This is a genomic window from Arcicella aurantiaca, from assembly GCF_003148625.1.
Classification (GTDB): domain Bacteria; phylum Bacteroidota; class Bacteroidia; order Cytophagales; family Spirosomataceae; genus Arcicella; species Arcicella aurantiaca.
Window position 1 is genome coordinate 261,495 of sequence record NZ_QGGO01000003.1, and the last position, 12,174, is coordinate 273,668.

Here is a 12,174-nt window from a genome sequence, read left to right on the forward strand (position 1 = left end):
ATATACTACTATGAGAAAATTTACCTTTTTTGCGTTTATGGTCATTTCGTTATGTGCCTGTACCGTTGAAAACTCCTCCAACGAGAGTTTATCCCCCAATCCTGCTTCGCCAATTTCAAAAACAGAACTTGACCAAACTATTTTTAAGAGTTTACAAGACCAAGGTAAATTTGAATGGTCGAGTGTGTCGGATGTGATGGTTTGGAGTGCCTTAAATCAGTCTGACAAAGTGCTTTCAGTGGGCTATAAGCCAGAAAATGAAGGAAATATCGACCATAAAATTCATGAGATAAATATTCAAGAAACCGCTTGGAAAACGGCTCGTGAAAAAGTTTTAGACATTATTTTTGAAGAAGAAAGCAAAACAAACTCTTCGCTTAAAAGAAGTGAATTAGAGGTTTTTGAAGAAAATATTTTGCCCGTTATTGATGTAAGAGTGAGCAATTTGAGTACAATTGAAAGATTAAGAGCTTCAAAATTAGTGCGTTATGCTGAACCAATGGGCTATTCACCCAATGTTGAAACAAATAAAAATAACGCAAACGCTAAAATTAATTCAGATAGTGGATGTGACTCTAATACACCCGAAACAGGCTTAACATCTGCTGACTACACAACGATTTCTCCGAATGCAAAAGCTTCATGGAATTATGCTTATCATAGCGTTACGCAAGCTTGGGCAAAAAGCACGGGAGCGGGTGCAAAAATGGTGATTATTGATACAGGTTGTAGTAACACACAAGAAAATTTAGGTTCAACTTTCAATCAGGGTTCATCTTCTGGACGAACAATTGAAAAATTAGTGACTTTGCCACGTGATACGTTTTTAGGAATTCCGATTGGCTCAGTAGAAACGCCAAATGATGGTTGTGGACACGGAACGTCGATGCAAGGTGCTGCAACTGCCCCACGTGGTACAGACGGAAACACCGCAGGAATTGCTTACAACGCCAATTTAATCAGTATTCGTGCGGCAGCAGATGTATTTTTGAATGAAAGTCGTGAAGCAAAAGGCGTTGCGGATGCTTTCACTTTGGCAGGTAATAGAACTGATGTAAGAGTAATCTCAATGTCGATGGGTAATATTATTTCAAATAGTCAAATTGGAGATGGCGTGCGTTATGCTTACGGAAAAGGAAAGTTGATTTTCTGTGCAGCGGGTACATCTTTTGGTTGGACTGCTGGTTGGGCGGGTGTAATTTTCCCTGCAAGTATGGCTGAGGCTGTGGCGGTTACAGGTATCAAAGATAATTTAACACAACGTTGCGATGCTTGCCATGAAGGTTCGGATGTAGATTTTGTAGTTGTTATGGAAAAAGTAGCCAACGCTCGCAAACCTTTAAGTTTGGCAATGTCTGGCGACACTCCTTCAACGGTTGGAGGTTCGTCAGTGGCAACGGCTTCAACGGCGGCAATGGCAACGTTGGTTTTCTCAAAATATCCAACATGGACGAGAACGCAAGTTTTTGACCGATTAAAGCAAAATGCAAGTTATTACCCAAGTAGAAATGGAAATTTTGGTTGGGGAAGAATCAATATTAATAACGCTTTAAACTAACAAACTGCATAGCGTTTGGAATTCAGAAACAAGTTTAAGATTTATCAATTTCTTAGCAATTAGTCAGTCTCCATCGTCTATTTGTCTATTGTTTTATTCCAAATTCTCCTATGTGGTTACTTAGGATTAAGTGATTTTATTCAAAAGCTACCTTTGTTGAGGTAGCTTTTCTTGTTTTGTAGCAATTATTTCTTCCCCATTTTTCGATAAACATCTTCAAAAATTACCAAGTTGCCAAACTCATCTACTGAGGTTGTCATATAGGTGATAAAAACCTGTATAGGATTGTCGAGACGTATATATTTGGGTTTTAAGTCGGTATCAAAGCGGTGTTTTAGAGCGTCTTCTACTTGCGAGCGACTTCCTAATAAAATGGCTGCTAAATCATACGGTTTTTCTAAACGCACGCAACCGTGACTAATTTGCCGATTGCTTTTACTGAATAATTCTTTATGATTGGTGTCATGCAAATAGATTGCGAATGGACTTTCAAAATTGAATTTGACAATGCCCAAAGAATTGTCGCAACCTGCAACTTGACGAAAACGATATGGAAAATTTGTTGCCGTATAGGTTGCCCAAGGTAGCGTGGTAGGGTCAATGGTATTGCCTAATTCATCTAAAACCTGAAAGCCATTATTTTCTAAAAAAGTGGCTTCTTTTTGTTGAATAGGTAATATTTCTTTGGTTGCAATCGAGTTTGGAACATACCAATAAGGGAAAAATATGATTTGGTCAATTTTACTACTAATAAGTGGTGTAGCGGTTGATGCTTTGCCCACAATAACTTTCATGGCAGTTACTAAACTATCTTTATTATAAAAACTTAATTCTGCCGAAGGAATATTTATCAAAATATATCGCTGATTGTCCAGACAATTTAGGTTTCTCCAACGATGTAAGTTTTTGATGAGAATACTTTGAATTTCCTTTAACGAAGTATTTAGTTTTTTCAAGGTTTGCAAACCCAGTTTTCCGTCTTGCGTGAGATTAAATAAGCTTTGAAAACCTTTCAAAGCATAGATTAAGTTATTTTCATGAAGCGATTCTGTATCTGTTGGATTAGCAATAAAACCTAAATAATATAATTTTTGAATAAGGTTTTTGTTTTCTTTAAGTGTTGGAAGTATCTCAATTGGTAGTTCATTGAAGGAAGAATCTCGAAGGAAAACATTGATTTTGCGGAGTAAACGAATATTGGCATCATACGCCATCGACTGTGGCTGAACGTATTTAAGAATATCTGAGAAATATCCTTTTTGGTATGTTGAAGCCAATAATTGTTCCAAATTCAAGCATTTATTGTTGTAATTTAATCCGTTGTAATCCAAATCAATTTTCCCTTTTCCACTCGTGATTTCTGATAAAAAAGAAAGCATAGCGTGAGTACAAACGACCTCTTTTTCGATAGGATTTTTATGGTTGCTTTTTAAATAATTGTAATGAAAATCCTCCTTCAACATTCCATAATCGTTGGCATTGGTCAATATTGCCATAAATTCCTCTGCGAATCTTGTATTTTGTTTACTCCAAGCCATTTGATAATCAATTTGAGAATAAAACTTTTGGAGTTGTTCTGGCTCGGTAATTTCTAACTGTTGGGCAAACCCTTTGTCGTTGCAAAGTTGTTCTATCAGCGTTTTTAGCAATTCCTTATCGTTTTCTTGAGCCTTCGTATAAAAGGGAAAAGTGAGCAAAAAAGAAATGAGAAACGTGACGTAAAGTTTTTTTTGTGGGGATATTTTTTTCATAAATTAAAAGAAAATGAAAAGTATCGGTTAATATTTTGTCTGATTTGAAATAGACCAAATATCAGAGGATTCGTATCGCTCAAACATGATGAAAGTCATTTTTTGAAGTGATATTTTAGGCAGTCTAAACTTTTTCAATTAATTTATAATTTCTTAATAGTTTGTTATCGCTCCGCAATACTTTCTGATTGTAGGTTTGTATAAATTTTAAATAAGTCTGAAGAGAGTTTGAAACCCACAGACCTATTCACTTTATCAACAAGCCTATCTACCATTTCATCAATGATTACCTTCTACGGTTAAAAACTACCCTAATCAAATTTTATCTGTTTTCTACTTTCGATTGCTTGTACCTATAATTCAACATTTTAGGCTCTACTCATTTTGCTGTTTTGAAACACACAATTCCTTATGCTGACGCATTGTTACGGTTGTCGGTATTGGTAATTGGGCTTTGCTATGCCTTTTAAAAATATTTCAACAAACAAATTATCCTAAGTTATTATGAACCAAATTCGTACCCTCTCAAGAGTATTGACTAATACTCGTTTGAATCTATTGAGATTTATTGTTTTTTCTTTTTTCCTACTTATTGTTAGTTGTTTTGGCTCATTTGGGCAAACTTATTATGATATGTCTCTGGGAAATTATTCAGAAACATTTACCAGTTGGACTACGCCTTCTACAAATTCATGGTCATCAGTAGCGGTAAGTGCGGGAACAATTCCTTCGGCAACTGCCACAACGGTTGCCTCTGTTGCATTTTCATCTGGAACTTCTGGTGGTGTACAAAATGGAAGCACCAATATTCAGTTTTTATCAACAGGAACAAGCGATAATTCGTCGGCTGTTGCCTTAGACTTAAATCTAAATTTTACTAATAGAAATGCAGGAACATTAACTTTTGATGCTGCCTCTGTGGTTAACAGTACAGGAAATAGAGCAGGAAGTTTGAAAGTTTATTATGCTACAAATGGCACTACTTGGACAGAATTGACAGGTACAAATTTGCCGTTTACCGCCAATAATAACGTAGCAAAATCTGCTAATATTAGCATTCCCTTACCCTCAGCTTTGAATAATCAGGGGACTGTAAAATTACGTTTTTACTATCACAATGGTGGACCTGCAACATCTCCAACAGGTAGCCGTCCGAAGATTTCTATTGATAATGTGACTGTTACAGGTCTTAGCACAGGCCCAACTATTACGGTAAATCCCAATAGCCTAACAAACCTCAATTATTTTACAGGAAATGGTCCTTCAAGTGCTGGAAATTATAATGTGATTGGTTCATCTTTAACTGGTGACATAACATTGACAGTTAATGACAATTTTGAAATATCAACTTCTGCTTCTGCTGGATTTGGGAATACACTTACGCTAACACCCAATGCAGGTTCGTTGAATACTCCCATTTATGCACGTCTTATTGCAGGACTATCAGTAGGTACATATTCGGGAAGTATCGCACATAGTGGAGGTTCAGCACCTACAAGCCCAACGGTGAGTTTGTCAGGCACAGTAGCAGATATTGTTTTACCTACAACTTTGGCAATTACGAGTATCACGCCCACGTCGCCTTCGCCAAATACTGCATTTATTGTCAATATTCAAGCACAAGATAATAATCAAAATCCTCAAAATGTAGCAATGGCAACCACTGTTTCGCTTAGTTTGAATACAGGAACAGGCACTCTTGGAGGAACATTAACAGGCGTTATTCCCGCAGGCGAAAATAGTGTAGCCATTAGCGGAGTTACTTATGATAAAGAAGAATTGGGAGTAATTTTAACGGCAACTGTTGTTTCTGGTGATGCTTTAAGTGCTGTAAATAGCCCTGCTATTAGTATTATTGACAATACACCTTCGGCAATAATTAGGTCTGTAAAAAGTGGGAATTGGAACGACCCTACCAGTTGGACTTGTAATTGTATTCCTGCTTTAAGTGATACCGTTCGTGTAAGAAATACGCACGTTATTACAGTCATCAATTCAGATCTTGAACAAGGTTGTGCTAAATTAATTGTAGATACAGGTGGTACTTTGAATATCCAAACGGCAACTTTTAAAGTGAATTTTCCTGTTGTTCCTGTGCAATCTACCAATATTAATTTAGCTATGGGAAATCCTTCCAATGCCACAACTGCTATCAGTAATGAAAATAACTATTTGCTTGAAAAACCTCAATATGTGATGAGTTATAGCCGAGCAAAAGCAACTTCAAATTGGGTAAGTTGGTATTTGAATAGTGCTTCCATTGGCTCAACCACTCGTCAGAACGATTTTAGAAATGATACTTCTTTACCAAGTGGTTGGTATCAAGTAACCAATACCGATTATTCTGGAAGTGGTTTTGACCGTGGACACATGACGCCGTCGGGAGATAGAACGAGTACAGTTGCCAATAACTCAGCCACTTTCTTGATGACAAACATGATTCCGCAAGCACCCGATAATAACCAAGGTCCTTGGGAGGGACTCGAAAGTTATTTACGTGGTCAATTGGGTAGTAATCAGGAAATTTACATCATTGCAGGTTCGTATGGAGTAGGAGGAACAGGCTCGGCAGGAACAGTTAGTACCATTGCAGGTGGGAAAATTACCGTACCAGCACAGACTTTCAAAATTGCGGTAATTCTTCCAAATGGTGATGATGACGCCAATAGAGTTTCAACTTCTACTCGTGTTATTGCCATTATTATGCCTAATGTTCAAGGTATCAGAACCAACGATTGGCGAACATACCGCACAACCGTTGATGCCATTGAAGCAGCGACGGGCTATAATTTCTTATCGAATGTACCAACGGCGATTCAAAATGTTATTGAGGCTCAGGTAGATACTGTGTCTAATTAAGTGACAGAAGAAGCATTTTGAGTTTCTTCAAAAAAGCCAAGTTTCGAGATGAGACTTGGTTTTTTTATGAAATGATGCTTAACTTAATATAGTGTTTAATAAGTTTTTTGGGGAAGCTTAATTATCCGAAAGAACTTCTCGAAACAATATCCATTGCGGGTAAATAACTTTCGAGAAGTATAAAACACTAACTTCATTTCTCGAAAGTTATTTCTACTTTCGAGAAGTTGAAAAATACGTCGTCGTCGGTGCAGGCTTGTTTAGATTTTTATGGGCCAACTAATTTCCTGACCATTCTTAATCAATCAACCCCGCACGGCTTGAATGTACGCTTACCCGCTTTGGCAATTTTGTTAGGCAAACCTTTAGACCAAGCTACTGAATTGGCAAAATTGGCAAGTCCTGTTTATCAAGTTGACAGTACTGACCCACCCATGTTTATTGTGCATGGCGAGCAAGATATTCAAGTTCCCGTTAATCAGTCGATTGAATTATGGAGTGCGTATAAAAGTAAAAATCTGAAAGCTCAAATCGAATTTATTCCTAATGCAGGACATTCTGACCCTGCTTATGGAAAGAAAGAATTAATGAACAAAATTGATGTTTTCTTGAAGGAAATAGGTTTTTAGGGGTGACTATTATATTTCGGAATGAATCTACTAATTCTACTTTGGCACTTTAATATTTGCCTTAAAAAGAGCCGTAGGCTCGGGAGATTTTGTAGCCCCGAAATTTATTTCGGGGAAATAACGGAATATTTAAAGGTTTGTTTGGTCATTTTCACCCCGAAATGAATTTCGGGGCTACAAGATGGGTCAAGCCTACGGCTTTTTGAAAGAATATCAATCGAGCGACGGTCGCCTCATTTAATTAACACCTTTTACCAAAGCTTTCAAAACATCATCGGTGACATTTCCGAATAACGAAATCCCTGCTGCTCCATTTTTCAAAGCCAATTTAATTCCCTGAGAAATTTCATCGTTGCTGTCAAAATCTGGTAAATAAAGTCCTGCATATAACGGAAATTTGCCATGCAATGCTTTTACACCTTCTTCTACGGCATCGCCAATCCAACTGACATCTTCTTTGTAAAATTTATGGTAAATCATCGGACAAACTAAGTTTAAATTCCAATTTACCCAATCTTGACGAACGATTCTTTTGGCAACTTCTGGCGTTGGAAATACTGCCGCACTGATTGGTTTTTTGAAACTTTTTGCCGTTTCAGCCAGATGATTTACCAAGCGAGTTACATTATCATAACGGAATTTTCTCCACGATAAATTTTGGTCTGGATTTTCAACTTTTGTAATGTCGATTCCTTTTTTCTCTTTAAATTTTTGCTGACAAACTTCGCAATAACAAAAGTCATATTCTGGCAATTCTTGGTTTTGTTTAATACCATAAACCTGCCAAAGATTTACCGCCAAAATAACATCGCAATAACGCACATAGTCTAAGTGGATGCCATCAACATAAGGTTTGCTCAATTCTGTTTTTACAACATTTTCAAGATAATCTCGTACTTCTGGACGAGACGGACAAAGCCAACGATAATACCCAACGTAAGGAGGTTTGTCGGCACAAGATTCTCCTTTTCGGTTAATAGCATACCATTCTGGATGAGCTTTTAAAAGACTTTCTTCGCCACGATTTAGTGTCCAAATCCAACGGTGCGTTGTTAAACCTTGTTTTTTGGCAATGGTGAAATGCTTTTCGTCGTCAGCTTCAAAGAAAATTCCCGTAATGCCGTGAGCCTTGTATTTTTTGTAACGCTCTGTCAAAACTTCCGCCGATTCTTTATGGTCAGGATTAACCCAAACCCAATTTTTAAGCGTATTCGCTGATTTTTGTGGAGGCAAAACAGGTTTTGCATTAATCAATTGTGAAGATTCAACGGCTGCAAAGGCAGTTAAACCAACTTGTTTTAAAAAGGTACGTTTGTTCATGTTTGAGGTTTTATGATGAAAAATAGTTCGTTAATTATCTTAAAAAATGTAATAAAATTCGGTTTTACGGCTTCTGTCTGACATTTAAAACACTATCTTGATTGAGCGTAATGAACGTTTTTTTAGCTTTATCCGAAACCCAAATGATAAACGTTTGACTCGTCGCTTCCATCGAGATTTCGTAGTCGTTATTGTCAAATGAAAGTTCTGTTAAATTACTTGCATATCGTTGATTTTTAGCGAAATACGTTTTTTGTTTGTCGTAAATTTGCCAAGCAATTTGTTTTAATTTTTCGCTTTCTGGAAGTGTAAAATTGATAGGCGTTGCCCCAACATTTTGAGTAGAAAAAACGAGATAGCCCCAACGCTCAGGCAAGTGCATATTGATTGCTCCTTGTGGCGACCATACCCAATTGTATTCTGGTAAAACGCCTTCGTTATTTTCCTTTTTCTTGCGAATATATTTTCCATCTTCTAAAGAAAAATCCCATTCAACACGTGAAAAGTTGATTCGCCAAAACGATAAATCTTGCGGAAGATGATTTTTATCGTCCATATTTAGCGATGAAATTGGAATGGCAATTTCCACCGTCCAAGCTTTATCAATATCCTTCGATTTATTTAACGTTCCGTCGATATGAACAGCCGTTTTTAGGTTTTTCATGTCCCAATTAATCAGGGCATTTCCACCGTTTCGATAAGGTTTTGGTAAGAAAAGGTCAAACGTATTATTTGCCGCATTTACTTCCAATTCAAAGTAATTTTGAGTGTCGCCATCGGGGTCAATAAATACTTCAAAATCATTTTCTAAGTAAACAATTTGGTCTTTTGTGGTTTGATAAGCCCAAATATTTGTCTCCTCCAATTCCGCCGCAATGTATAAATATTGGTCGTCCCAAAGCATTTTTGCTTTTGTAGCTTGCGTTGGCAAAGGTTTTTTATCGCCTTCAATATCCACAAATAGGCTTGTCCATTGAGCTTTTTGCCAAGAAGTTTCATTTAATTTTCCATCAATTTTTAAAGGTTTTTCAGCTCTGAAACAAGTATAATGGAGAGAATTGGGAATTGCTTGCGAAAAACCAAAACACAGTTTTAAGCAAACTATTCCAGAAAGAAATAGTTTTTTCATATTTTAAGTACAGTCGTTTTGAGGTAAAAATCACGACTTTTGTTGATGAAATAATCTGATTAGTACAGACAACTTTGTGTGTTTTTCTAATCAATCAATTGCTAAAATAGACTTTTGTAGGAGAATTCAAATCCTGTTTTGAAGTGTTTTGGAAAATTATTTGGAAGAATTTAAGAAGTTGTTAGAAAAGTATTGTTTTATCTCAAAATAGGAATAAGTGTTGTCGTTCTAAATCAATAGAAAATAAAAAACCGCTTAATCTGACGATTTAAGCGGTTTTTATTTGTGGAGACGGAGAGATTCGAACTCTCGTCCAGACAAGGAACTCGATAACTTTCTACACGTTTAGTCTTGATTATTTTTTCGAGACGGGCAAGGTTCAAGCCTGACCTAATTCCGTCCTTATCCTCTCTGTACTAAATGTTTGCTTAGAGAAATCACAACATTCGACTTTGCGTAGCGTCCCCCCAATTCTCCACGGCAAAGTTTAGCGGAGTGGGAGGTGGCGAATAGTCGCAATCTAATTGGGACTATCCAAAACGAAATTCAATTAAGAATTAAGCTGCCATGGCATACTGAGTATTGCCGATTATTGTTTGGACTGATTAGTTACGGGAGGTCAAGACCAACTCCCGACGTGCTTACTACCGACCTGCACAAGCTGTCAATACCGGTCGTCCCCATTTTGCATTTGGGATTGCAAAGGTAATGATAAAAAATTACCGCAATGACGCTATGACGCTATTTTTTTACCTTGCGTAATAAAATATCCAATTTGCTACAAGATTAATCTTTTCTTTGCGTCATAGCGTCCTTGCGGTTATACTATTTTCCAATACTAACCGTCAAACCTCCAAAAATAAAACTCCCCGAAGCTGGTTCAAAATAGCGATTGGCAGTGGCATTAATTAAAATATTAGCGTTGTAAACTTCATTCAGTAAATTATTTACGCCAAAGAACGGTTCAAATTGGAGTTTTCCAATGTTTTTCTTGTAACCAACTCTCAGATTTACAGTTGTATAAGCATTATTGGTTACAGAATTGGCATCGTCAGCATAGATTTTACTAATACTTCTTATTTGTGCAATGGCGTAAATTCCGATGCTGGGAAAATATCTAATTTCGCCATAAATATTGTGTTTAGGTATTCCTGTTAGCATATTTCCATCAAATTTTCCTGCTGTTGTTTGATAAGATTTATACTGAAAATCTGAAAGGGTATAGTTAAAATACGTCGTCAATCCTGCTCTGATTTTATAGGTTAAGCCCAATTCGATTCCTTTTCTTTCCGATAATCCTGCATTTCTGAAATAGGTTTTTGTTGCCTGATTGGGTAGCTGATAAGGTACAATTTCGTCTTCAACTTCTATGTAAAATAATGATAAATCGGCTCTGAATTTCTTGCTTAAAATGCCTTTGTACCCCACTTCAAAATTTCTTGATTTTTGTGGATTGAGACTTGGATTAAACCCGCCTGTTCCATTGGGATTATTGGATAATTCATTCAAAGATGGCGTTTCAAAGTTGGTAGAAAAGTTGGTAAAAATTGATTGTGATGGGGTAGGAGCATAAGAAAATCCAATCATTGGATTAATTTTCTGGAAAGATTGCGTAGCAGATTGGTCGCCATCGGTCAGAAATTTATCCGAAACTTGTAAACGAACATCATCAAAACGAGTGTTTAATGACATTCTAAATTTAGAACTGAATAAAAATTCTTGTAAAATAAATACGCCAATACTTCTAAATTCTTCTATTTGGTCGAGACGTAAAGTTCCTCTTTCTCCCAATAAATTATCAAATCTTTTTCTATTATCCTGTTGATTTTCAATGTCTAATCCTGTTTTTAGGCGATAGTTTTTAGTAGAAAATTGATAATTAAATCCACCGCCCGCAAAATCACGATTAAATGCAATTTGTCCGCTCGCTTGTAAGGCTTGCTGATTAGAAAAATCTCTGTTCAAATAAAAAACTCGTGCGTTAATTTGATGTTTTTCATTAAAATTATGGTCGTAAATAAATGCCAAACGTCCTTGTTTGAAGGTTTCGAAGGCATTAAATGTTAAATTTACTTGTCTCGCTTGTTGACGATTATTATCAATTTCCGTTTGAGTTAAAGCTCCTGCATCTTCTGCTTTCGGACTGTTGATATAATTGGCTAAAAAAGTTAATTTATTTTTATCGGTAAATTGATAAATCACTTTTCCATTCAAAAAATTGCGTTCCAAACGGCTATGTTCCCGATAACCAGTGCTTTGCAAACGAGAAGCCGAGACAAAATACATTAATTTCCCAAGTTCTTGTCCCGTTTTAAATTGGTATCTCTGTAAACCGAAAGAGCCAAAATTTGCTTGAAATTCTGCAAAATTTTTTGTGGCATTTTCAGAAAACATACTAATTACTCCGCCCGAAGCATTTCCATAAAGTCCCGAAGCAGGTCCTTTAATAACTTCCATGCGTTCCATCATGCCAACATCTAAATTTCCAACTTTTGCTGTGCCGTCTGGGATTGATTCTGGAATTCCGTCCATCATAATTTTTAATCCTCGAATACCAAAAGATGCTCTTGCACCAAATCCACGAATGGAAATGCGTAAATCTTGGGCAAAATTTTCTGAATTCATCGCAAAAACTCCAGAAACTGCCCCTAAAGATTCAAAAAGAGAAATTTTGGATTGCCCAATTTGTAAACGAGATTGGTCAATTACGGTAACAGAAAGTGGCGTTTGAATATCTTTTGCGACAAATCGTGAAGACGAAATCGTAACAGATTGTAGCTCTTTTGATAGCAAAGTTGTATCTGTTTGAGCAAAAATCTTAAATGAAAATAGGAAAAAAGAAAGTAAAATAATTCTATACATTTTTTGTGTTCGTTATTTCACAAAGGTAGGAATTATTGGTGATTGGTGAATTGGTGATTGGTGAAT

Annotated in this window: 7 protein-coding genes and 1 other RNA gene; 3 read left to right on the top strand and 5 right to left on the bottom strand. The window is 36.5% G+C overall.

All coding sequences use genetic code 11. The features are described from left to right. Positions 1–10 precede the first annotated feature (10 nt). Positions 11–1,558 (top strand): S8 family peptidase, encoded by a 1,548-nt coding sequence (locus LV89_RS04320; RefSeq protein ID WP_229201470.1) that lies wholly within the window; start codon positions 11–13, stop codon positions 1,556–1,558. A 185-nt stretch (positions 1,559–1,743) separates the two neighbouring features. On the opposite strand, the gene LV89_RS04325 is transcribed toward LV89_RS04320, so the two are convergent. After that, the gene (locus tag LV89_RS04325) at positions 1,744–3,309 is read right to left on the bottom strand and encodes a L,D-transpeptidase family protein (protein WP_109741632.1); all 1,566 of its coding nucleotides are present in this window, start codon (positions 3,307–3,309) and stop codon (positions 1,744–1,746) included. Between the two features lie 504 nt (positions 3,310–3,813). Between LV89_RS04325 and LV89_RS25530 the strand changes: the two genes are divergently transcribed. Both LV89_RS25530 and LV89_RS04335 read left to right on the top strand, forming a co-directional pair. Then, the gene (locus LV89_RS25530; RefSeq protein ID WP_211321144.1) at positions 3,814–6,168 is read left to right on the top strand and encodes a DNA/RNA non-specific endonuclease; all 2,355 of its coding nucleotides are present in this window, start codon (positions 3,814–3,816) and stop codon (positions 6,166–6,168) included. Positions 6,169–6,395: 227 nt separating this feature from the next. Further along, positions 6,396–6,797: a prolyl oligopeptidase family serine peptidase gene (locus tag LV89_RS04335; RefSeq protein WP_229201471.1), complete on the top strand. Its 402-nt coding sequence runs from the start codon at positions 6,396–6,398 to the stop codon at positions 6,795–6,797. 237 nt (positions 6,798–7,034) lie between these two features. Here the strand turns inward: LV89_RS04335 and LV89_RS04340 are convergent, their stop codons facing one another. From LV89_RS04340 to LV89_RS04355, 4 genes are all read right to left on the bottom strand, one after another. Beyond that, entirely contained in the window at positions 7,035–8,117 is a 1,083-nt protein-coding gene (locus tag LV89_RS04340; RefSeq protein ID WP_109741633.1) for a family 10 glycosylhydrolase, read from the bottom strand. A 64-nt stretch (positions 8,118–8,181) separates the two neighbouring features. Continuing rightward, positions 8,182–9,246 carry a carbohydrate-binding family 9-like protein gene (locus tag LV89_RS04345; RefSeq protein ID WP_109741634.1) on the bottom strand — a complete coding sequence of 355 codons (1,065 nt, stop codon included), beginning with the start codon at positions 9,244–9,246 and terminating at the stop codon, positions 8,182–8,184. A gap of 283 nt (positions 9,247–9,529) precedes the next feature. Continuing rightward, positions 9,530–9,928, bottom strand: a transfer-messenger RNA (tmRNA) gene (ssrA, locus tag LV89_RS04350). Between the two features lie 143 nt (positions 9,929–10,071). Further along, positions 10,072–12,108: a TonB-dependent receptor family protein gene (locus tag LV89_RS04355; RefSeq protein WP_109741635.1), complete on the bottom strand. Its 2,037-nt coding sequence runs from the start codon at positions 12,106–12,108 to the stop codon at positions 10,072–10,074. Positions 12,109–12,174: the final 66 nt, after the last annotated feature.

What these genes read in the sequence shown, in the direction of transcription:
- LV89_RS04345 (WP_109741634.1), bottom strand. Translation starts at nt 9,246, where the DNA reads ATGAAAAAACTATTTCTTTCTGGAATAGTTTGCTTAAAACTGTGTTTT.
- LV89_RS04325 (WP_109741632.1), bottom strand. Translation starts at nt 3,309, where the DNA reads ATGAAAAAAATATCCCCACAAAAAAAACTTTACGTCACGTTTCTCATT.
- LV89_RS04355 (WP_109741635.1), bottom strand. Translation starts at nt 12,108, where the DNA reads ATGTATAGAATTATTTTACTTTCTTTTTTCCTATTTTCATTTAAGATT.
- LV89_RS25530 (WP_211321144.1), top strand. Translation starts at nt 3,814, where the DNA reads ATGAACCAAATTCGTACCCTCTCAAGAGTATTGACTAATACTCGTTTG.
- LV89_RS04320 (WP_229201470.1), top strand. Translation starts at nt 11, where the DNA reads ATGAGAAAATTTACCTTTTTTGCGTTTATGGTCATTTCGTTATGTGCC.
- LV89_RS04340 (WP_109741633.1), bottom strand. Translation starts at nt 8,117, where the DNA reads ATGAACAAACGTACCTTTTTAAAACAAGTTGGTTTAACTGCCTTTGCA.